18 protein-coding genes are annotated in these 21,295 nt (G+C 70.3%); 7 read left to right on the top strand and 11 right to left on the bottom strand.

Translation table 11 applies throughout. The features are described 5' to 3' along the window. The first annotated feature begins 232 nt into the window (after positions 1 to 232). Positions 233 to 2,152 carry an N-acetylmuramoyl-L-alanine amidase gene (locus ACZ69Q_RS32245; RefSeq protein ID WP_471048662.1) on the top strand — a complete coding sequence of 640 codons (1,920 nt, stop codon included), beginning with the start codon at positions 233 to 235 and terminating at the stop codon, positions 2,150 to 2,152. Between the two features lie 55 nt (positions 2,153 to 2,207). Here the strand turns inward: ACZ69Q_RS32245 and ACZ69Q_RS32240 are convergent, their stop codons facing one another. The 7 genes from ACZ69Q_RS32240 to ACZ69Q_RS32210 form a co-directional block, all read right to left on the bottom strand. Continuing rightward, positions 2,208 to 4,442, bottom strand: coding sequence for a glycoside hydrolase family 95 protein (locus ACZ69Q_RS32240; RefSeq protein WP_471048942.1), 2,235 nt, complete (start codon positions 4,440 to 4,442; stop codon positions 2,208 to 2,210). A 237-nt stretch (positions 4,443 to 4,679) separates the two neighbouring features. Beyond that, positions 4,680 to 5,177 carry a hypothetical protein gene (locus ACZ69Q_RS32235; RefSeq protein WP_471048661.1) on the bottom strand — a complete coding sequence of 166 codons (498 nt, stop codon included), beginning with the start codon at positions 5,175 to 5,177 and terminating at the stop codon, positions 4,680 to 4,682. A gap of 338 nt (positions 5,178 to 5,515) precedes the next feature. Further along, positions 5,516 to 5,761, bottom strand: a complete 246-nt coding sequence (locus ACZ69Q_RS32230; RefSeq protein ID WP_471048659.1) for a DUF397 domain-containing protein — start codon at positions 5,759 to 5,761, stop codon at positions 5,516 to 5,518. 120 nt (positions 5,762 to 5,881) lie between these two features. Continuing rightward, positions 5,882 to 7,048 (bottom strand): thiolase domain-containing protein, encoded by a 1,167-nt coding sequence (locus ACZ69Q_RS32225; protein WP_471048657.1) that lies wholly within the window; start codon positions 7,046 to 7,048, stop codon positions 5,882 to 5,884. After that, positions 7,045 to 8,094 carry a thiolase domain-containing protein gene (locus ACZ69Q_RS32220; RefSeq protein WP_471048654.1) on the bottom strand — a complete coding sequence of 350 codons (1,050 nt, stop codon included), beginning with the start codon at positions 8,092 to 8,094 and terminating at the stop codon, positions 7,045 to 7,047. The genes ACZ69Q_RS32225 and ACZ69Q_RS32220 overlap by 4 nt, the downstream gene beginning before the upstream one ends. Further along, positions 8,091 to 9,050 carry a Zn-ribbon domain-containing OB-fold protein gene (locus ACZ69Q_RS32215; RefSeq protein WP_471048652.1) on the bottom strand — a complete coding sequence of 320 codons (960 nt, stop codon included), beginning with the start codon at positions 9,048 to 9,050 and terminating at the stop codon, positions 8,091 to 8,093. The genes ACZ69Q_RS32220 and ACZ69Q_RS32215 overlap by 4 nt, the downstream gene beginning before the upstream one ends. Before the next feature lie 13 nt (positions 9,051 to 9,063). Further along, on the bottom strand, positions 9,064 to 9,864 hold the full coding sequence (locus tag ACZ69Q_RS32210) for a crotonase/enoyl-CoA hydratase family protein (RefSeq protein WP_471048649.1): 801 nt from the start codon (positions 9,862 to 9,864) through the stop codon (positions 9,064 to 9,066). A gap of 166 nt (positions 9,865 to 10,030) precedes the next feature. On the opposite strand from ACZ69Q_RS32210, the gene ACZ69Q_RS32205 reads away from it, so the two are divergent. From ACZ69Q_RS32205 to ACZ69Q_RS32185, 5 genes are all read left to right on the top strand, one after another. Then, entirely contained in the window at positions 10,031 to 11,659 is a 1,629-nt protein-coding gene (locus ACZ69Q_RS32205; protein ID WP_471048646.1) for an acyl-CoA synthetase, read from the top strand. 116 nt (positions 11,660 to 11,775) lie between these two features. Next, entirely contained in the window at positions 11,776 to 13,848 is a 2,073-nt protein-coding gene (locus tag ACZ69Q_RS32200; protein ID WP_471048644.1) for an alkaline phosphatase family protein, read from the top strand. A gap of 152 nt (positions 13,849 to 14,000) precedes the next feature. Then, a complete protein-coding gene (locus ACZ69Q_RS32195; RefSeq protein WP_471048641.1) occupies positions 14,001 to 14,459 on the top strand; it encodes a hypothetical protein in 459 nt (152 codons plus the stop codon). Positions 14,460 to 14,678: 219 nt separating this feature from the next. Next, positions 14,679 to 15,035 (top strand): ArsR/SmtB family transcription factor, encoded by a 357-nt coding sequence (locus tag ACZ69Q_RS32190; protein ID WP_471048639.1) that lies wholly within the window; start codon positions 14,679 to 14,681, stop codon positions 15,033 to 15,035. Then, on the top strand, positions 15,032 to 15,346 hold the full coding sequence (locus tag ACZ69Q_RS32185) for a hypothetical protein (protein WP_471048637.1): 315 nt from the start codon (positions 15,032 to 15,034) through the stop codon (positions 15,344 to 15,346). The genes ACZ69Q_RS32190 and ACZ69Q_RS32185 overlap by 4 nt, the downstream gene beginning before the upstream one ends. 127 nt (positions 15,347 to 15,473) lie before the next feature. Here ACZ69Q_RS32185 and ACZ69Q_RS32180 read toward each other — a convergent pair whose 3' ends face one another. From ACZ69Q_RS32180 to ACZ69Q_RS32170, 3 genes are all read right to left on the bottom strand, one after another. Continuing rightward, complete coding sequence (locus tag ACZ69Q_RS32180) at positions 15,474 to 16,787, bottom strand: cation:proton antiporter (RefSeq protein WP_471048634.1); 1,314 nt, start codon at positions 16,785 to 16,787, stop codon at positions 15,474 to 15,476. A gap of 6 nt (positions 16,788 to 16,793) precedes the next feature. After that, on the bottom strand, positions 16,794 to 17,279 hold the full coding sequence (locus ACZ69Q_RS32175; protein ID WP_471048631.1) for a cation:proton antiporter regulatory subunit: 486 nt from the start codon (positions 17,277 to 17,279) through the stop codon (positions 16,794 to 16,796). 80 nt (positions 17,280 to 17,359) lie between these two features. Next, entirely contained in the window at positions 17,360 to 18,214 is an 855-nt protein-coding gene (locus tag ACZ69Q_RS32170) for an alpha/beta fold hydrolase (protein ID WP_471048629.1), read from the bottom strand. Positions 18,215 to 18,410: 196 nt separating this feature from the next. Here ACZ69Q_RS32170 and paaK point away from each other — a divergent pair, with 196 nt between their 5' ends. Continuing rightward, complete coding sequence (gene paaK / locus ACZ69Q_RS32165; protein ID WP_471048627.1) at positions 18,411 to 19,706, top strand: phenylacetate--CoA ligase PaaK; 1,296 nt, start codon at positions 18,411 to 18,413, stop codon at positions 19,704 to 19,706. Here the strand turns inward: paaK and ACZ69Q_RS32160 are convergent. Beyond that, entirely contained in the window at positions 19,703 to 21,202 is a 1,500-nt protein-coding gene (locus tag ACZ69Q_RS32160) for an acyl-CoA synthetase (RefSeq protein WP_471048624.1), read from the bottom strand. The two genes, paaK and ACZ69Q_RS32160, sit on opposite strands and share 4 nt — an antisense overlap. Positions 21,203 to 21,295 lie beyond the last annotated feature (93 nt).

The raw sequence follows: 21,295 nt of genomic DNA, 5'->3' as shown, positions 1-21,295 counted from the left end.
CGGCCCGTGGAGATCTGCGCAGCCCCTTGGCGTGCCCGTGCCCGGTCATTGGGGTATGCCACTGACGCCCCGCAGGCCAGGAGGCCGTCGGCACGAAACTCCCGGGAATCCCGCTTGACAAGGGAATTCACGCAGCTCTTGGCATGATTGACGGATCGTCGGACAGCCGGTACCACAGACCCACGCCCGGCCCCGCACGGCTCATCGCGCCCGACCGTCCCAGGAGGCTGCATTGCGTGGATCCGTCACCGCCTTGGCCGCCGCGACACTGCTGTTCCCCCTGATCGGCGCGGCCCCGTCCGATGCCCGCGGTTCGGAGCACGGCCTTCAGTCGGCCTTCACCTCCGCCGCCGCCCGCTACCACGTGCCCCAGAGCGTCCTGCTCGGCGTCTCCTACCTCCAGTCCCGTTGGGACACGCACGCCGGAGCGCCCAGTGTGACCGGCGGGTACGGCCCGATGCACCTCACCGACACCCTGACCGCGCTCGCCGAGTCCCCGTCCCACCACGCGAACGGCTCGGAGGACGCACGCGGCGACGGCGCCCGCAAGGCTCTGGCCCCGCAGGCGCAGCCGCCGAAGAACTCCGAGATCCCGGCCCGCCTCAGGACGCTGCCCAAGGCGGCCGAGCTGACCGGGCTGAGCCGGGAGCGGCTGCGCACGGACCCGGCCGCCAACGTGGCCGGCGGCGCCGCGCTGCTCGCCGCCGCGCAGAAACAGCTCGGCGAACCGCTGAGCTCGGATCCGGCCCTCTGGTACGGCGCGGTGGCCCGCTTCTCCGGAGCCGACGACACGGCGACGGCGGCGGCCTACGCCAACGACGTCTACGCCGTGCTGCGCACCGGCCAGGAGCGCGAGACGGACGCGGGCCAGCTAGTGGCGTTGGCCGCGCAACCGGGCCTGTCCCCCGACACCGGGCAGCTCCAGCGGGCGGGACTGCGCACGCTCAGGGCCGAGGAGACCGAGTGCCCGCCCACGGTGTCCTGCGAATGGGTGCCGGCGCCGTACGAGGAGTTCGGGGACGGTGACTACGGCAACCACGACCTGGGTGATCGTCCGGGGTCGCAGGACATCGACTACATCGTCATCCACGACACGGAGGGCGCCTGGGAGGGTGTCCTCACCATGGTGCAGGACCCCACCTATGTGTCGTGGCAATACACGCTGCGCTCCACGGACGGCCATATCGCCCAGCATGTAAAGGCAAAGGATGTGGCCTGGCACGCGGGTAACTGGTACGTCAACGCCAAGTCGATCGGCCTGGAGCACGAGGGGTTCCTGGCGCGACCGGACGCCTGGTACACGGAGGCGATGTACCGGTCCTCGGCCCGCCTGGTGGCCCACCTCGCGAAGCAGTACGACATCCCGCTGGACCGGCAGCACATCCTCGGCCACGACACAGTTCCCGGCCCGACCGCGTCGAACGTCAGGGGCATGCACACCGACCCGGGCCCGTACTGGGACTGGCGGCACTACTTCGAGCTGCTCGGCCGTCCCATCGAGCCCAGCGCCGGGCCGAACGGCGGTCTGGTGACGATCCGCCCCGACTACGCGACCAACCGGCCCGAGTACACGGGCTGCGTCACCGCCGGTCAGCCCTGCGCGGACCACGGTTCGAGCGCGGTGCGGCTGTACTCCGGGCCCGGTGAGACGTACCCCCTGATCAAGGACATCGGACTGGGCTCGAATCCGACCACCGGCGTCAACGACCTGTCCTCGCGGGTCTCGACCGGGCAGCAGTACGCGGTCGCCGGCCAGGACGGCGACTGGACGGCGATCTGGTACCTGGGGCAGAAGGCGTGGTTCAAGAACACGAAGGAGAGTCCGGCCGCGGTGAACGCCGCCGGTGAGGTGGTGACGCCGAAGGACGGCCTGACGAGCGTCCCGGTGTACGGGCGTGCCTATCCCGAGTCCTCCGCCTATCCGGCGGACGTGCCCGCGCAGTCGGTGTCACCGCTGCCGTACACCTTGCCGGCCGGCCAGCGGTACGCGGTGGGCGGCAAGGTGCCGGGCGAGTACTTCTACGCGGTCGACTTCGACCAGGCCTCGCACGGGGTCGTGGTCGGCAAGGACCTGTACTACGAGATCCAGTTCGGTCACCGGGTGGCGTTCGTGCGGGCGGAGGACGTGAACGTCGTGGCTTCGGGTTCCTAGCGGGATCTGCCTGCGGCCGGATCCGCCCTGCGTACAGATCCGCCCGCAGTACGGATCAGTCCTCCCGCTCCCAGGTGTAGCGCCGGCCGGCCACCGCTCTGAAAGAGTGCCGGCCGGCCTCGAACAGGTCGCTCCGGACGGTGAGTTCGCGGGTTCGTGACGCGGTCAGGGCGATGCGGGTCGCCCGGCCGTCCGTCCACTCGATGTCGAGGGTGGCGCCGCCGCGGGCGCGCAGGCCGTGCACCGAGCCGGTCGGCCAGGCGGCGGGCAGGGCGGGGAGCACCTCGATGATGTCGTGCTGGCTCTGGAGCAGCATCTCCACGACGCCGGAGGTGGCGCCGAAGTTGCCGTCGATCTGGAACGGCGGGTGGGTGTCCCAGAGGTTGGGCAGGGTCGAGGACTTGAGTTGTTCGCTGAGCATCGTGTGGGCGTGGTCGCCGTCGCGCAGCCGCGCCCAGAAGTTGATCTTCCAGGCCTTGGACCAGCCGGTGCCGCCGTCCCCGCGTGCGGTCAGGGAGACCTCGGCGGCCCGCGCCCACTCGCTGCCGGGTTCGATCTGACGGCCGGGGTGGAGGGCGAACAGGTGCGAGACATGCCGATGGGTGTCGGCGGGGTCGTCCAAGTCCTCCTTCCACTCCTGGAGTTGACCCCAGGAGCCGACGCGCAGGCCGGGGTCGAGCCGGTTCAGCACGTCCTCGACACGGCGCCGGAAGCCGGGCGCGTCGCCCAGGGTGCGGGCGGCTTCGAGGGTGCTGGTGAAAAGGTCGTGGACGATCTGCTGCGACATGGCTGCGCCGGCCGTGAAGTCACCGTGCTCGGGCGAGTAGCTGGGGGTGACGACGAGGGTTCCGTCGCGCGGGTCGGTGCGCAGGTTGTCGAGCCAGAACTCGGTGGCCTCCTTCATCACCGGGTAGGCGGTGGTGCGCAGGTAGTCGGTGGAGCCGCCGAATCTGTAGTGCTCGTAGAGCTGCTGGGTTAGCCAGGCGGCGGCCTCGGGGAACCAGAACGCGGTCGCCCAGTCGTGCACGCCGGTGAAGCCGTACGGGTTGGTCTCGTTGTGCACTACCCAGCCGCGCGAGCCGAACATCTCCTGTGCGGTACGGCGTCCGGGTGCGAGCAGGGCTTCGACGAAGCGGTCGTAGGGCGCCGTCGTCTCGGCGAGGTTCGCGGCCTCGGCGGGCCAGTAGTTCATCTGGAGGTTGATGTTGACGTGGTAGTCGGCCGACCACGGGGGTGTGGTGCTGTTGTTCCAGATGCCCTGGAGGTTGGCGGGCAGGGATCCGGGGCGTGAGGAGGCGATGAGCAGGTAGCGGCCGTACTGGAAGTAGAGGGCTTCCAGGGCACGGTCCGCCGCGCTCCCACCGCCGGTGTACGAGGACAGCAGTCGGTCCGTGGGCATGTCGCCGGGGAGCGACTGGCCGATGTCGAGGCCGACTCGGCCGAAGAGGGACCGGTGGTCGCGGACATGCCGGTCGAGCAGGCTCTCGTAGTCCCTGCCCGCGCGCCGCACGGCACGGCTGACGGCTGCGTGCGGGTCGGGGCCGCGGTAGTCGGGGTAGGTGTCGGCGTAGTCCGTGCCGGCGGCCAGCACGAACCAGGCGCTGTCGGCCCCGGTCACGGTGAGGGTGCCGTCGACCCCGGAGGTCACGGTGCCGCCCTCGGCCCGCACCCGGACCTGCGCCTCGAAGCGCAGCCCGTTGTCGGCGAGGGCGCCCCGCACCGTCAGGGTCCCGTGGGCGGCGGTGGCGGTGAAGTCGGCGCGGGGCGAGGTGTGGCGCAGGGTGAAGGTGACGCTGCCCGGCCGGTCGGCGCTGAGCCGTCCCACGATCACGCCGTCGGGGTGTGAAGCGAAGAAGTCCCTTTGGTGGCGCACGCCTTGGTGGGTGTAGGCGACGGAGGCGACCGCGTTGTCGAGGTCGAGTTCACGGCGGTAGTCCTGCGGGGGCGTGGTCGGTGCGTCCGGCAGGTCCAGGTGGAGGTCACCGAAGGTCTGATGGGCGCCGTAGCCGATCCGCGGCTGGCCGAGGCGGTCGGCGACGGACTCGGGGTCGAGGGTGGTCCGCGTGTCGAGGTCGTCCTGCACGGCGGTGATCGCGGTGGAGCGGGGCTCGCGCCAGTTGCCGTGGTCGTAGCCCTGGGCGGAGCCGGGGCCGCCGGTCCACAGGGTCTTCTCGTTGAACTGGAGGCGTTCGGAGGCGAGGGTGCCGAACACCATGGCACCGAGTGCACCGTTGCCTATGGGTAACGCCTCGCGCTCCCAGTCGGCGGCCGGGGCGGCGTACCAGAGCACGGACGGCGCCCTCGACACATCGGAGGAATCGGCGGCGCCGGCCTCCCCGGCCCCCGATCCCAGAGCGAGCCCTCCGGCCCCTCCAACCGCTGCCACTGCCTTCAGGGTGGTTCTTCGGGTGATCCCGTGCGGCTCATACGACATGACCCCTGACGCTAGAGATCCGATGACTCAGCGGCAAGGGTCATGACAAAGACAAGCGGGGGCCGTTGCGGCCGGGGAGGGTGAGGAGACGATTCAGCCCTGCTGGAAGAGCTCCGCGGGAAGCGGCTTGAGCAGGGCGTACAGGTCGTCCGTGATGGGGCGGTCCCAGGCCGCGATGGTGACCAGGACATTGTCGCTGCGGTCGAACTGCACGCAGGAGATCCGGCTCTCGGAGAGCTTGAGGCGGCGCACGATCAGGAGGTTGTCACCCTGCATCACCGGCACGTCCTCGCTGCCGACGACGGTGACCTCCTCGTCGTTCTCCAGGGCCAGCAGGAGCTGCGCGACCTCGAACGGGATCTCGTCCTGCTCCACCTCGCGGGCCGGGGAACCCTCGGGCAGATTGCCGATGATCATCGCCGGGCCGCGGCCGCCGAAGAGGTCGTAGCGCAGGAAGACGCCCTGGCAGCTTCCGTCGGGGGCGGGCAGCAGCCCGGCACCCAGGTTTCCGGGCCAGTCGCCCGGGTCCATGGCCAGTACGTCGAAGTCGGGCCCGGCGGGCGTGGCGCTGCGGCGGCGGAGGAACGACATGTCGCCATGGTACGTGGCCGGACCGGTTCCATGACGTGAGGGCAGCCGTGCGGCCAGTGCACTCGGGTTCATCGACCGGGGCTCCCTGGTTGTTCCTGCGGGAGTTGGTCCCTGCCCTGTCTCTGGACCGCCGGGTTCCTCGCCTCCGGGGTACGACCTTCCTGATCCCGGGACCTGCCTGGCTCAGGCGTCGGCCCCGCAGGGGCTTTCAAGGTCGCGTGTCCGGAAAACGGCAGGAACACCCCCGGATCGGCCCGAGGCCGGCCGGCGCGCGGGCCCGCCGCCCGCCGGCTCATCTCCGTACCGGTCCGTCCGCGCCGTTCGCGGCGTCCCCTGCCTCAGGTCAGGTCGAACTCGCCTTCGCGTGCACCCGACACGAAGGCGCCCCACTCGGCGGGTGTGAAGATCAGGGAAGGGCTCTCGGGGCGGCCGCTGTTGCGCATCGCGATGAACCCCTCGACAAAGGCGATCTGGACATCCCCCAGGCCACGGCTGCTGGAGTGCCAGTCGGCGCTGCTGAGGTCCAGGTCCGGCTTGTCCCAGCCCGTGAGCGGCTGCTGCTGGATGGTGGTGCTCTCGGCCACGTCCGTGCTCCTCCCGATTCGCGTCGTCCGCGGGCCAGCCTAGCGATCGGCCCCGGGTGCCAACAGGCCACGTGAGGGGGACCTTTGCGGAGGCGTCCCCACCGGCGTCCGGGAGCCGGCTCAGGCGTCCGGGGGCTCGGCGCCCACGAGCCACATCGAGAAGAACTGCGACCCGCCGCCATAGGCGTGCCCGAGCGCCCTGCGGGCCCCTTCCACCTGGTGTTCCCCGGCCTGGCCGCGCACCTGGAGGGCCGCTTCAGCGAAGCGGATCATGCCGGAGGCCCCGATGGGATTGGTCGACAGGACGCCGCCCGACATGTTGACGGGCAGATCGCCGTCCAGCTCGGTCACCCCGGCCTCGGTGAGCTTCCAGCCCTCGCCCTCGGCGGCGAAACCGAGGTTCTCCAGCCACATGGGCTCGTACCAGGAGAACGGCACGTACATCTCGACGGCGTCGATGTCCCGGCGCGGGTCGGCGATGCCCGCCTGCCGGTACACGTCGGCCGCGCAGTCCTTGCCGGCCTGCGGCGACACGGCGTCCTTGCCGGCGAACAGGGTGGGCTCGCTGCGCATCGCGCCGCCGAGCATCCAGGCGGGCGGCCGGGGCGCACGGGCGGCTCCGGCCCGGTCGGTGAGGACCATCGCGCAGGCCCCGTCGGAGGAGGGGCAGGTCTCCGAGTAGCGGATGGGATCCCACAGCATCGGCGACGCCTGGACCTTCTCCAGGGTGATGTCGTGCTCGTGCAGATGGGCGTACGGGTTCTTCAGCGCGTTGCGCCGGTCCTTGTACGCCACCAGCGAGCCGATCGTGTCGGGCGCGCCGCTGCGCCGCATGTACGCGCGCACGTGCGGGGCGAAGAACCCGCCGGCCCCGGCGAGCAGCGGCTGCTGGAAGGGGATCGGCAGGGACAGTCCCCACATGGCGTTGGACTCGGACTGCTTTTCGAAGGCGAGCGTCAGCACGGTGCCGTGGACGCGGGCCGCGACCAGGTTGGCGGCGACGAGTGCCGTGGATCCGCCGACCGAGCCGGCGGTGTGCACCCGGAGCATGGGTTTGCCGACCGCGCCGAGCGCGTCGGCGAGGTACAGCTCCGGCATCATCACGCCCTCGAAGAAGTCGGGCGCCTTGCCGATGACGACGGCGTCGATGTCCGCCCAGCTCAGCTCGGCGTCCTGGAGTGCGCTGCGGGCGGCCTCGCGGACGAGCCCCGCGATCGACACGTCCCGGCGTGCGGCGACGTGCTTGGTCTGTCCGATGCCTATGACGGCCACGGGCTCCTTGCTCATCGCGGATCCCCTTCGAGTACGGCGACCAGGTTCTGTTGCAGACAGGGGCCGGACGTGGCGTGTGCGAGCGCCCGGTCGGACTCGCCCCGGTGGATGCCGGCGGCGGCCTCGCCGATGCGGATGAGCCCGGCGGCCATGACGGGGTTGGCAGCGAGTGCCCCGCCGGACGGGTTGACGCGCACGCCGTCGTCGAGCTTCAGCGCCTTGCGCAGGACGACCTCCTGCGCGGTGAAGGGCGCGTGCAACTCGGCGGTGTCGACAGGCCGTTCGAAGGCTCCGGCCTTCTCGGCGGCCAGTCGGGTCGAGGGCGAGTCGGTGAGGTCGCGCACGCCCAGCCCGTGGGCCTCGATGCGGTGGTCCAGGCCGCGTATCCAGGCGGGTCGTTCGCACAGCTCGCGGGCCCGCTCCCCCGCCGCGAGGATCACCGCGGCGGCTCCGTCGCCGATGGGCGGGCAGTCGCCGGTACGCAGCGGCCGTACGAGGTAGTCCCCGTGCGGCACCGAACCACGGAGCTGGGCATGGGAGTTGGCGGCGGCGTCGGCCCGGCTGCGGGCGGCGACCGCGGCGAGGGCGGGTTCGTCGGTGTCGCCGGCGTCGATGAGTGCCTGGGCCTGGAGGGCGGCCAGGGCCACGGAGTCGGGCCAGAGAGGGGCGACGTAGTACGGGTCGAGCTGGCGGGTGAGGACGTCGCGCAGCGGGCCCGGTGAGGACTTGCCGTAGGAGTAGACGAGGGCGGTGTCGGCGTCCCCGGTCAGCAGCTTGGTCCACGCCTCGTACAGCGCCCAGGCGCCGTCCATCTCGACGTGCGATTCGGAGATCGGCGGCCACGCGCCGACGCCGTCGAGGGCGAGGGTGAAGGAGAAGGCGCGGCCGGCGAGGTAGTCGCTGGAGCCGGAGCAGGTGAAGCCGATGTCGGCGGTCTTCAGGCCGGTCTGCGCCAGCACCTCGTGCAGGACGGGCATGAGCATCTCCACCTCGGAGAGCTCCTCGCTGGTGCGCCGGTGGTCGGTCTGCGCGAAGGCGACGACGGCGATCTCGCGGTTCACAGCAGCTCCCTGTAGGTGTCGTAGTCCGCGTCGGGCTCGCCCGTGGGCCGGTAGTGATCGGGGAAGCGGGAGTCCTCCGTCCACACGGGTTCGACCCGCAGGCCCATGCGCACCTGGTCGTACGGGATGCCACCGATCCGGGCGTGCAGGGCGAGACCGGCACCGTCGAGGGCGATGTGGGCGTAGACGTACGGCACTTCGATGTCCAGGTTCTTCGCCTTGATGTTGACGATGCAGAACGTGGTGACTGTGCCGCGGGGACCCACCTCGACCTGTTCCGATGTGGCGAGGCCACATGTGGGGCACGCACCCCTCGGCGGCACGTACACCTTGCGGCAGGACGGGCAGCGTTCGCCGACGTTGCGGTGTTCGGCCAGGGCGCTGAGGTAGGCGGACTGGGCGCGGCCCGGTGAGTAGGTGTAGTCGAGCCTGGCCCGGGCGACGATGCCGGTGATCGGGTCCGCGAACTCGCCGGTGTGGGGGGCTGGTTCAGCGGTGTCGTGGGCGCCCTCGGTGCTGTCGTCGTACGGCTCGAAGCAGGCGATGTCGGTGATGGCGCCGGTGCGTTCCTCGGCCCAGCGGACGCGGACGCGCATGCCGGTGTGCACTGCGTCGGGGCCGGGGGCGTCGAGGGCGTGCAGGAGGGCGGTGTCGGCGCCGTCGAGGCGGACCAGGATCCAGGCGAAGGGGGTGCTGAGGGGCTGGTCGCGGCGCGGGGCGTGGTTCCAGGCCCAGGTGGTGACCGTGCCCGTCGGGGCGACCTCGACCAGGTCCCGGATCTCCTCGGCGGTGACGGGGTCGTACTCGACGGGCGGGACCAGCGTGCGTCCGTCGCCGGTGCGCACCCCGAGCACGACGCGGTCACGCAGCCCGGTGAGGAAAGCGCTCTGGACGGGGCCGACGGAGCGGGTGAAGGGGAACTCGACGACCAGGGGGGCTTTGAGAACGTCCGGCACGGTGGCTCCCTAGTTAGGCGCGCTTGTAGACGGGTGACCGCTTCTCCGCGAAGGCACGGGCGCCTTCCTTGGCGTCGGCCGTGTCGAAAACCGGCCAGCCGCGCTTGAGTTCGGCGGCAAGGCCGTCGGTCTCGGTCATCTCGGCGGTGTCGTACACGGACGCCTTGACGGCCTCGACGGCCAGCGGGCCGCAGGCGTTGATCCGTTCGGCGATCTCCAGGGCCTTGTCCAGTGCCGTGCCGTCGGGGACGACATGCCCGATCAGGCCGATGTCGGCGGCCTCACGGGCGCTGTACGGGCGCCCCGTGAGCAGCATCTCCAGGGCGTGGGTGCGTGGGATCTGCCGCTGCAGCCGGACCGTGGAGCCCCCGATCGGGAACAGGCCGCGCTTGACTTCGAAGAGCCCGAAGGTGGCCGACTCGCCCGCGACGCGGATGTCGGTGCCCTGGAGCATCTCGGTACCGCCGGCGACGCAGTACCCCTCGACGGCGGCGATCACCGGCTTGCGGGGGCGGTGGTGGCGCAGCATCGCCTTCCAGTGCAGATCGGGGTCCGCCTTGAGCCGGTCGCGGTGGCCCTCCCCCTCCATGCCACGCCCGGCCAGGGCCTTGAGGTCCATGCCCGCGCAGAACGAGCCGCCCGCACCCGTGAACACGACCGACCGGATCGTGTCGTCCGCGTCGGCTTCCAGCCAGCCGTCGTACAGGCCGACGAGCATCGCCAACGAGAGCGCGTTCTTGGCTTCCGGCCTGTTGAGCGTGAGCACCAGTGTGGCGCCTTCGCGCCGCACGGTGAGGTGTTCCGTCCCAACCATCGCCCATCTCCCCTCTGAAAGAACGAGAACAGGTTGCAGGAGGCGCCGGGGCACTTCAAGGGTTTTCTGACAGGTAGTCAGATTTCTTGTGCGCGAACCCTTCACAGTTGTGCCGCCCTTTGCTCTGATGACCGGCAGCCGGTGGAGAGCGAGGGCAGGAGGAACGGTGGAGTACAACCTTGCCGACCTGTTCGAGTCGGTCGTCGACGCGGTCCCGGACCGCGAGGCGCTCGTGTACGTGGATCATCCGGGCACGGGTGCGGAGCGCCGCCTGACATACGCCGAGCTGGACGCGGCGGCCAACCGGATCGCCCACCATCTGCTCGACAGCGGGATACGTCCCGGCGAGCATCTGGGGCTCCATCTCTACAACGGCGTCGAGTACCTCCAGACGGTGCTGGGCTGCCTGAAGGCGCGGATCGTCCCGGTCAACGTCAACTACCGCTATGTGGAAGAGGAGTTGGTGTACCTGTACCGGGACGCCGACCTGGTGGCCCTGGTCTTCGAGGCGGAGTTCACGGAGCGGGTGGCGGCGGCGCTGCCGCGGGTGGACGGGCTGAGGCACCTGGTGCGGGTGGGGACCGTGGCGCCGGGTGCGGTCGAGGCACCGGTCGTGCCGGCCGTGACCTTCGCGGACGCCGAGGCCGCCGCGTCGCCCGAGCGGGGGTTCCCGGCACGGTCGGGGGACGACCAGTTCATCATCTACACCGGCGGCACCACCGGAATGCCCAAGGGTGTGATGTGGCGCCAGGAGGACCTGTTCTTCTCGGGTCTGGGCGGCGGCGCGCCGACCGGTGAGCCGGTGCAGAAGCCGGAGGAACTCGCCGAGCGCGTGGCGGCCGGCGGCGACGGCATCACGTTCTTCCCCACCGCCCCGCTGATGCACGGGACGTCCACGCTGACCGCCTTCATCGGTTTCAACTTCGGGCAGCGCATCGTGATCCACCGCAAGTTCGCGCCGGAGGAGGTCCTGCGGACGATCGAGAAGGAGAAGGTCACGAGCGTGTCGCTGGTCGGCGACGCGATGCTGCGGCCGCTGGTCGACGCCCTGAACGGGCCCATGAAGGGCACGGACTGCTCGTCGATGTTCAGCGTGTCGTCGTCCGGGGCGATCATGTCGGACACGGTGCGCCGGCAGTTCCAGGAGCTTGTCCCGAACGTGATGCTGCTGAACAACTTCGGCTCCTCGGAGTCCGGCTTCAACGGTACGGCGACCGAGGACTCGGGCCCGGAGCGCGGCTTCCGCATCCGGGTCAACTCCCGTACGCAGGTGGTCGATCCGGCCACGTACGAGCCGGTCGCCGCGGGCGAGGTGGGCCGGGTAGCCCAGTGCGGCCACGTGCCGCTCGGCTACTACAACGACCCCGGCAAGACCGCCGAGACCTTCTTCCAGAAGGACGGCCAGCGGTGGGTCCTGCTCGGCGACATGGCCACGGTGGACGAGGACGGCGTCGTCACCGTGCTCGGACGCGGCTCGCAGTGCATCAACACCGGGGGCGAGAAGGTGTACCCGGAGGAGGTCGAGCAGGCGCTCAAGTCACACCCCGACGTGTACGACGCGCTGGTGGCCGGCGTGCCGGACGCGAAGTGGGGGCATCACGTGGCGGCGGTGGTGCAGTTGCGCACAGGGGCGGACCAGCCGTCCCTGGCGGACATCCAGACGCACTGCCGCTCCCACCTCGCGGGTTACAAGATCCCCCGCCAGCTCGTGATCACGGACTCGATCCGCCGCTCGCCCAGCGGCAAGGCGGACTACCGCTGGGCGCGCGAGGTGGCGGTGTCCGCGGACAGGTGAATCCCGGGCAGGTCTGGTTGAACCTAAGGTGACGTGCGGACGTACTGATGGTGGCAGGCTCGGTCATCGACCGCTGCTTGTCATGCCATCGCAAGACCGCACGGAAGGACCGCCGGGTGTCGCTCTTCACTCGCTCCCGTCAGCCGCTCAACACCGCTGAGGGCGGGTCGGATTCTGATGACGGCACGGGCGGGACGGGGGTGGCCGGGGAGGCGGCGGGGGCAACGGGAGGGGCGGAACCGGTCGAAGGGGCCGGAACGGCTGATCCTGCCGAGCCTGGAGCACCTGGAGCACCTGCTGAAACGGCTTCGCCTGAAGCCGCCGCTTCGGCTGACGATGCCGCTTCGGCTGACGACGCCGGCGAAGCGGGAGCGGCAGAAGTAGCCGAGGAGGCTGAAGGCGCCGAGGCGGCCGAAGGGGCCGAGCGAGGTGAGGATGCTGAGGCGGCCGAGCGGGCCGAGAGGGTTGACGGAACCGGCAAAATCGACGGAACCGAGGAGACGACCGGCCCCGCGGAGCCCTCCGGCTCGCCTCCCCCCGGCTGGTTCGGCTGGCGGCGCCGCTACCCCCGTACGGCACGCGGCGTGACCGTGGGCACGACCGTCCTGGCCGCCGCGCTCCTGCTCTTCGCGCTCCTCGTGCCGAACCGTCTGGAACGGCTCGGCCCCGAGGCGTTCTTCCGTCTGCCCGCCGAAGGGATCCTGCTCGCGGGCCTGCTGCTGGCGGTGCCGCCGCGGTCACGGCGGCTGATGTCGGTGGTCGCGGGTGCGCTGCTGGGTCTGCTCACCGTCCTGAAGTTCGTCGACATGGGCTTCTACTCGGTGCTGGCCCGCCCCTTCGACCTGGTCCTGGACTGGATCCTGCTCGATGACGCGGCGGAGTTCGTCCGGGAGTCCTTCGGCCGTACCGGACAGGTGCTGGCGGTGGTCGCGGTGCTCGTCCTGGTCGTCGCGGTGCTCGTCCTGATGACGCTCGCGATGGTGCGGGTGACGAACCTGATGGTCGGCCATCGCGCCGTCGCCACGCGAACGACCCTGATCCTGGGCACCGCATGGATCACCTGCATGACCCTGGGCATCCAGATCGGCGGGGTGCCGCTGGCCACCAAGGGCAACGCCGACTTCGTCAACAACCGGATCGAGCAGGTCCAGGCGGGCCTGAAGGACGGGCGGGTCTTCGAGAAGCAGGCCGCCGTCGACGCGTTCGCGCAGACGCCGCCGGACCAGTTGCTGACGGGGCTGCGCGGCAAGGACGTGCTGTTCACGTTCATCGAGAGCTACGGCCGGGTCGCGATCGACGACCCGGCGATGGCTCCGCAGATCGACGCCGTACTGAAGGAAGGGACGAACTCGCTCAAGGCGGCCGGGTTCCAGTCGCGCAGCGCGTGGCTGAAGTCGCCGGTGACGGGGGCGGGTAGCTGGCTGGCCCACTCCACCTTCCTGTCCGGCCTCTGGATCAAGAACCAGCAGCGGTACCGGAGCCTGACCACCAGCGACAGGGCGACGCTGGGCAGCTACTTCAGGAAGACCGGCGCGTGGCGGACGGTCGGTGTCGTGCCGGGTGTGCGGCGGGCCTGGCCGGAGGGCAAATTCTTCGCGCTCGACCACATCTACGACTCCGAGCACCTGGGCTACAACGGCCCGTACTTCAGTTGGACGCCGGTGCCCGACCAGTTCAGCCTGGAGGCGTTCCAGCGCCTGGAGCACGGCAAGAAGAACCGCGACCCGATCATGGCGGAGATCATCCTGGCCTCCAGCCACAACCCCTGGTCCCCCATCGCCCGCATGACCGACTGGGACGAGCTGGGCGACGGCTCGGTCTTCCACCAGATCAAGAAGGAGGGCACCGACCCCAAGGAGGTCTGGAAGGACCCCGAGCGCGTCCGCACCGAGTACCGCCACGCCATCGAGTACTCGCTGCACAGCCTGACCGAGTGGGTCGAACGGTACGGCACCGACGACACGGTCCTCGTCTTCCTCGGCGACCACCAGCCCGTCCCCACCGTCACCGCCGGCAGCACCAGCAAGGACGTTCCGGTCACGATCGTCGCCCGCGACCCGAAGGTCCTCGACAAGATCGCCGACTGGAACTGGACGGACGGCCTCAAGCCCGCCGAGAACGCCCCCACCTGGGGCATGGACCGCTTCCGGGACCGCTTCATGACGGCGTACGGGCCCCGGGGGAACTAGAGCAGCGGACGGCTGGGCCGTGCGAGGAGCCCCTGAGAGGGCGCCTCGAACGGCCTAGCACCACGCGCCGGTGCGCGGGCGGCGTACCTACGGTCGCTTTGACGGTTGTCGATCGACAGTCGTCGAGACCGCAGGACCGAGAGGCAACGCCCGTGAAGCGACGCGCCCACGCGATATGCACGACCGCGATCACCGTTCTCGTCGCCGTCGGCCCGGCGTCCCACCCGGCCTACGCCCGGGGCGACCTGGACTGCCGCGACTTCGTCTTCCAGGAGGACGCGCAGGCGGAGTTCAACCGCGACCGAAGCGACCCCAACCGTCTGGACGAGGACCAGGGCGCGGACGACGGCGTCGCCTGCGAGGTCCTGCCACGCCGCAGCACGATCGCATCACCTCTTCCCGCAATCTCGCCGCTTCCCACGATCACACCGCCTCCCACGATCACGCCGCTTCCCACCAGCTCGCCGCGCCCCACGCAGGGCGTCCGGGGCGGGCTGGGCGGTGCCACCGGGCCCGCGGACTTCGAGCTGGTACTCGGCGCCGGCCTGGCCGTCGGCGCGCTGGCGCTGGCCGCCGGGTATGTGGTGGTCCGGCGTCGACGCCATCGCTGATCACCGCTCGTGGTGACGGACCGGTCGTCGGGATGTGCGACTGCCGCGGCTGAGCCGCCCTTGTCCACGTCCACGGTCCGCCCCCGAACTCCCCCTGACTTTTCCCGGGCCTCTCCCGGACCTCCCCCTGATTCAGCCCTGACATGTGTCAGGAATCTTTGACAGGTCCTCGGAGCGACTGTCAGCGTTTTCTGACAGGTACGACGGAAAGGGGCCGCGATGCCCGAGGTCCCGCCTCCGGCACCGACGGCCGACGAGTTGCTGAGGGTGCTCTCCGCGCTCGGCAATCCGCACCGCATGCGGATCGTCGCGGCGCTCGTGGAGAGCCGTAACTACGTCAGCGCGCTGGCTCGTGAGATCGGCATGGGCCGCCCGCTGCTGCACATGCATCTTCAGCGCCTGGAGGCCGCCGGACTGGTCGTCGGCACGCTCGAGCTCTCGGAGGACGGCAAGGCGATGAAGTACTTCGACGTCACACCCTTCTTCTACGAGTTGACACCCCACGTCATAGCCCGGGCGGCCACGACGATCACCGCGACCGACGCTGACCGGACCGCGAAAGAGGAAGCGAAGTGAACGAGGAAGTGGTGACGCTGGCCGCCGGAGCCGACGAACTGGGCGTCCTGGTCGGCGCCGTGGGCGCGGCCGGGTTGTTCAGCCTGCTCATCGTGATCGTCTGGCAGGGTGCCGCCACCTGGCGGGCCCGGATGCCGGCCGCCCGCGAGGAGCAGTACAAGGAGCTGGCGACCAAGTACGCGCAGCTTCTGGAGGACACGGTGGTGTTGCAGCGCCGCACGGCCGACGAACAGCGGCAGACCCTCGACGAGCTCACCCGGACCAGGCTCTCGGTCGGCTCGATGGAGAAGATGATGCGCGAGGTCGAGTAGCGGGCGACCGCACCGCCGGGAGTACGGCGACTCCCGGCCGTGGCGGGGAAGCCAGGCGGACCCGCTCGGCTTCACTGCCGACGTGGACGGACTCGCCCAGACCCGCCGTCGACTTGGGCCGACTCGCTCAGGACCTGTCGAGCACGTCCGTCCCGTCGACCGCGTCGTACGCCGGGCCCGCAGACGCACCCGCGCCCGCGCCCGTGTCTGCGCCCGTCGCCGGCTCGGCGGGGACTTCGCCGCCCTCGGAGACAGCCGGGACCGCTGCCGCGGACCTGCCCGTGCGCCACCGCGTGACGCGCGTCGCCAGCGGTTCGGTGTAGCGGGCGGTGAGCGGGCCCACGATGACCAGGAGGAGCACATACGCGGTGGCCAGCGGGCCCAGCGACGGCTCGATGCCGGCGGTGACGGCGAGGCCCGCGATGACGATGGAGAACTCGCCCCGGGCCACCAGGGTTCCGCCCGCCCGCCAGCGGCCCTTGACCGAGACTCCGGCGCGCTTGGCGGCCCAGTATCCGGTGGCGATCTTCGTGAACGCGGTGACGACGGCCAGCGCGAGCGCGGGCAGCAGCACCGGCGGGATGCTCGCGGGGTCCGTGTGCAGCCCGAAGAAGACGAAGAACACCGCGGCGAACAGATCCCGCAGTGGCGCCAGAAGGTTGTGCGCGCCTTCCGCCACCTCGCCCGACAGCGCGATGCCGACGAGGAACGCGCCGACGGCCGCCGACACCTGGAGCTGCTGGGCGAGTCCGGCCACGACCAGGGTGAGACCCAGCACGACGAGCAGCAGTTTCTCGGGATCGTCGCTGGAGACGAAGCGTGAGACGTGGCGGCCGTAGCGCACCGCGAGCAGCAGGACGAGTCCGGCGACGCCGAGTGCGATGGCGAGGGTGGCGCTTCCCGCCGCGAGACCGGCGCCGGCGAGCAGGGCGGTCACGATCGGCAGGTAGACGGCCATGGAGAGGTCCTCGAGGACGAGGATGCTCAGGATGACCGGTGTCTCGCGATTGCCGAGCCGTCCGAGGTCGCCGAGGACCTTCGCGATGACGCCGGAGGACGAGATCCAGGTGACGCCGGCCAGGACGACCGCGGCGACCGGGCCCCAGCCGAGCAGCAGTGCCATGACGGCGCCGGGCAGCGCGTTGAGCGCGGCGTCGACGAGTCCGGCCGGGTACTGGGTCTTGAGGTTGGAGACGAGGTCGCTGGCCGTGTACTCGAGGCCGAGCATCAGCAGCAGCAGGACCACCCCGATCTCGGCACCGATGGCGACGAACTCCTCGCTGGTGCCCAGCGGAAGCAGCCCGCCCTCGCCGAAGGCGAGCCCGGCCAGCAGGTAGAGGGGTATCGGCGAGAACTGGAACCGCCCGGCGAACCGGCCGAGCAGGCCCAGGCCGAGGATGATCGCGCCGAACTCGATGAGGAAGACCGCGGAGGAGTGCATCGCGGCTCACTCCCGCCCGAGTATCTCGGCGGCCGAATCCACACCCTCACGAGTCCCGATCACAATCAGCGTGTCACCACCCGCCAACCGGAAGTCCGGCGTCGGCGAAGGGATCGCCTCGGCGCGGCGCAGCACGGCCACGATGGACACGCCCGTGTCGGTGCGCATGCGGGTCTCGCCGAGCAGCCGTCCGTTCCAGTGCGAGGTGGCGGACAGCTCGACGCGCTCGGCGACGAGACCCAGTTCCGTGGTGGACAGCAGGCTGGGGCTGTGGTGCGCGGGCATCAACGCGTCGATCAGCGTGGTCGCTTCGACGGAACTGAGCCGCACCGACAGCGCGCACGCGTCCGGATCATCCTTTCTGTACGCGCTCAGCGTCCGTGACCCGTCCCGGTGGGCGACCACGGACAATCGGCGCTGTTCGCGTGTGGTGAGGTCATAGCGGACTCCGATGCCGGGCAATGGCGTACTGCTCAGGCGCGGAGCACCCATAGCGGTCCTCCCTCAGTCAGGCGTCTTTTCCAGCAGTCTTTTGACGAAACTTTAACGACCATGGTCCACCAAAGCCGAACTCAGCCCGTCCTTCGGCCGCTCCCGCCCAGGAACGCGACGACCCGCCGAACGAACCAATCCGCGTCATCGAGCCACGGATAGTGCCCGGCACCGGGCTGCACGGCGAACTCGCCGTTCGGGAAGACCTCAGCGGCGCGACGGGCGAGCCCGGGGCAGGGGCCGCCGTCGAGTTCACCGGCGAGCACGAGCACCGGGGCGGTGAACCGCGAGAGTTCGATGCGGGTCGTAGGCGGGTCGTAGGCACCGTCGGAGCCGTAGATGCCGGCAGCCTCGTCGTTGAACTCGTCGTCGGCGCGCGCGTCGTGTTCCTGCGCTGTTTCGTCCCACCGCCCGTAGAAGAAGGGTGCGATCACGGGGTCGAAGCCAGCCGATCCGGCCAGCCATGCCTCAAATGCTGGGAATGCCCCCGAGAACCACGACTCATCCGCCCGCGACCGGGCAGCCACCAGCCGCTCCTCCGCCGTGGCCGGCATTCCCAGCGCCCAGGGGATCGTGGTGACGAGCGCGAGCTTCGCCACCCGCGCCGGATACCTGGCGGCATACAGCATGGCCAGGCTTCCGCCCGCCGAGTGCCCCAGCACATCCATGTGTGCCAGCCCCATGTGGTCGCGCAACATCTCCACGTCGTCCACCAGGCGGTCGCAGCGATATGTGGCCGGATCCGCCGGCACCACGGAGTCCCCGGTGCCGCGCAGGTCGAGCAGCACGAGCTGCCGGTGTACGGCGAGTCCACCCAGGTCGCCCAGGTAGGAGGAGGCACGCATGGGCCCGCCGGGAAGGACGACGAGCGGTTCACCCTCGCCTCGCAGGTGGTAGGCGATCTCGGTCCCGTCGGAGGCGTGGAAAGTCGGCATACCGTCGATCTTGCAAGGCCGCGGCCGGGCGGCGCAATGAGGTTCCACAGGCCCGCGGGTGCCCCGCAGGTCATGGGCGCAGAAATCGTGGCCCGCCCCCTTGCCTGATCATTCGTCGCCTGAATTACTGATCCAGAGCACATAGACCGAATGATCGGTCGCCCGGATTGATGCGGTTGGCGAGGGAGAGCTCCTCATGGCGGACGTGACGGACCTGCTGGACTCGGGGGAACGACTCGACCCGGAGGCGCTGCGCGCGTTGCAGTTGGAGCGGTTGCAGAGGTCGCTGCGGCACGCCTACGACAACGTGCCCTTCTACCGGGAGTCCTTCGACAAGGCCGGCATCCGGCCCGAGGACTGCCGCTCGCTCGCCGATCTGGCCCGCTTCCCGTTCACCGTCAAGGGCGACCTGCGCGAGAACTACCCGTACGGGATGTTCGCCGTGCCCCAGGACCGTATTCGCCGCATCCATGCCTCCAGTGGCACCACCGGCCGCCCCACGGTCGTCGGCTACACCGATGGCGACCTTTCCCTGTGGGCCGACATGGTGGCCCGCTCCATCAGGGCGGCGGGCGGACGTCCCGGGGACAAGGTGCATGTGGCGTACGGCTATGGGTTGTTCACCGGTGGTCTCGGCGCACACTATGGGGCCGAACGGCTGGGATGTACGGTCATCCCGGCCTCCGGCGGCATGACGGCCCGCCAGGTTCAGCTCATCCAGGACCTGCGGCCCGAGATCATCATGGTGACGCCGTCGTACATGCTCACCCTGCTCGACGAGTTCGAGCGGCAGGGCGTCGATCCGCGCGGTACGTCCCTGCGCGTGGGCATCTTCGGCGCCGAACCGTGGACCGAGCAGATGCGCCGCGAGATCGAGGAGCGGTTCGCGATCGACGCCGTCGACATATACGGGCTGTCCGAGGTGATCGGTCCCGGGGTGGCGCAGGAGTGTGTGGAGACCAAGGACGGGCTCCATGTGTGGGAGGACCACTTCTTCCCCGAGATCGTCGACCCGATCACCGGTGAGGTGCTGCCCGACGGCGAGGAGGGCGAGCTGGTGTTCACCTCGCTCAACAAGGAGGCCATGCCGATCATCCGGTACCGGACACGGGACCTGACGCGGCTGTTGCCGGGGACCGCCCGGGTGTTCCGGCGGATGGAGAAGATCACCGGGCGCAGCGACGACATGGTCATCCTGCGGGGCGTCAATCTCTTCCCCACGCAGGTCGAGGAGATCGTGCTCCGCACGCCGGGCGTGGCACCCCACTTCCAGCTCCGCCTCACCCGGGAGGGCCGGCTCGACGCCCTCACCGTACGGGCGGAGGCCCGCCACGACTCGTCGCCCGAGACCCGGGACGCCGCCGCGCGGTCCATCGCGGCCGCGGTGAAGGACGGCATCGGGGTGTCCGTGACCGTGGAGATCGTCGAACCGGAGTCGCTGGAGCGGTCGGTGGGCAAGATCCGGCGGATCGTGGATCTCCGCCCCCGTTAGCCGTCCGCGAACCGGTCCCGCAGCTCCCGCTTGAGGATCTTGCCGCTCGCGTTGCGCGGCAGCTCGGCCACGAACACCACCCGCTTCGGCGCCTTGAAGTGGGCGAGCTTCTCGCGCGAGTGTTCGATCAGTGCGGCCTCGCTCACCTCACCGCGCGGCACGACGACCGCCGTGACGGCCTCGATCCAGCGCTCGTCGGGCAGGCCGATCACGGCGACCTCGGCGACGCCCTCGTGCGTGTACAGCGCGTCCTCGACCTGCCGTGAAGCGACCAGTACGCCACCGGAGTTGATGACGTCCTTCACCCGGTCGACGATTGTGAAGTAGCCGTGCGCGTCCCGCACCGCGAGGTCGCCGGAGCGGAACCAGCCGTCGCGGAAGGCCTCGGCGGTCTCCTCGGGCTTGTCCCAGTAGCCCTCGCAGAGCTGCGGCGAGCGGTAGACGATCTCGCCGGGCGTGCCGTCGGGGACGTCCTTGCCGTCCTCGTCGACCACGCGCGCGTCCACGAACAGCACGGGCCGTCCGCAGGAGTCCATGCGTCCCTTGTGCTCGTCAGGAGCCAGGACGGTGGCGAGGGGCCCGATCTCGCTCTGGCCGAAGCAGTTGTAGAAACCGAGCTTCGGGAGCCGTTCGCGCAGACGTTCCAGGACGGGCACCGGCATGATCGACGCGCCGTAGTACGCCTTGCGCAGGCCGCCGAGGTCGCGCTCGGCGAAGTCGGGGCGGTTGGCCAGGCCGATCCACACGGTGGGCGGGGCGAACAGGCTGTCCACACGGCCGTCTTCGATCAGGTCGAAGAGCCGGTCGCCGTCGGGCGCGTCGAGGATGATGTTCGTGGCGCCGACCGCGAGGTACGGCAGCAGGAACACATGCATCTGCGCCGAGTGGTAGAGCGGCAGGGAGTGCACGGGGCGGTCGCCCGCACTTAGGTCGAGGCCGGTGATGGCGCTCAGGTACTCGTGGACCAGGGCGCGGTGCGTCATCATCGCGCCCTTGGGGAGGGCGGTCGTACCGGACGTGTAGAGGAGCTGGACGAGGTCCTCGGCGCGCGGCTCGGGGCCGTCGTACGCGGGCGCCGTCGCGAGGCGTGCCAGCAGCGAGTCGTCGGCGTCGCGCAGGGGCAGCGTACGGACGCCCCTCGGCAGGCGGCCGGCGAGGGCGGGGTCGGCGAGGACCAGGGAGCTGCCGGACTGGCCGACGATGTACGCGAGGTCGTCGCCGGTCAGGTTCTGGTTGACCGGGACGTGGACGAGACCCGCGCGGGCGCAGGCGAGGAACGCGATCAGGTAGGCGTCCGAGTTGTGGCCGTAGGCGCCGACCCGGTCGCCGGGAGCGAGTGCTTGGCCGAGCAGGACGCTCGCTGCGCGGGAGACCGCCTCGTCGAGTTCCTCATAGGTCCATGTGCGGTCGGCGTACTCCACCGCGATCCGTGCCGGGGTGCGCCGCGCGCTGCGCCGCAGCACCCCGTCAACCGTGCTGCCCTGTCCCTGCGTCATGACTCATGATCCTCGGTCCGTCACCCGGGCAGGTCAAGCACCCGGGGGCACGTTGGACAGACCAGTGGGTATGCTCAACCGCTCCTTCCCTCA

It is taken from the genome of Streptomyces sp. NPDC036764 (genome assembly GCF_055609385.1).
Note: the sequence above shows the minus strand (reverse complement) of the source record. Positions and strands in the feature narration are given on the sequence as shown.

Bases quoted from the DNA above. Each gene is read 5' to 3' on its own strand.
- ACZ69Q_RS32235 (WP_471048661.1), bottom strand. From the start codon at position 5,177: ATGTCGTTCCTCCGCCGCCGCAGCGCCACGCCCGCCGGGCCCGACTTC.
- ACZ69Q_RS32180 (WP_471048634.1), bottom strand. From the start codon at position 16,787: ATGCACTCCTCCGCGGTCTTCCTCATCGAGTTCGGCGCGATCATCCTC.
- ACZ69Q_RS32225 (WP_471048657.1), bottom strand. From the start codon at position 7,048: ATGAGCAAGGAGCCCGTGGCCGTCATAGGCATCGGACAGACCAAGCAC.
- ACZ69Q_RS32160 (WP_471048624.1), bottom strand. From the start codon at position 21,202: ATGACGCAGGGACAGGGCAGCACGGTTGACGGGGTGCTGCGGCGCAGC.
- ACZ69Q_RS32190 (WP_471048639.1), top strand. From the start codon at position 14,679: ATGCCCGAGGTCCCGCCTCCGGCACCGACGGCCGACGAGTTGCTGAGG.
- ACZ69Q_RS32170 (WP_471048629.1), bottom strand. From the start codon at position 18,214: ATGCCGACTTTCCACGCCTCCGACGGGACCGAGATCGCCTACCACCTG.
- ACZ69Q_RS32175 (WP_471048631.1), bottom strand. From the start codon at position 17,279: ATGGGTGCTCCGCGCCTGAGCAGTACGCCATTGCCCGGCATCGGAGTC.
- ACZ69Q_RS32210 (WP_471048649.1), bottom strand. From the start codon at position 9,864: ATGGTTGGGACGGAACACCTCACCGTGCGGCGCGAAGGCGCCACACTG.
- paaK (WP_471048627.1), top strand. From the start codon at position 18,411: ATGGCGGACGTGACGGACCTGCTGGACTCGGGGGAACGACTCGACCCG.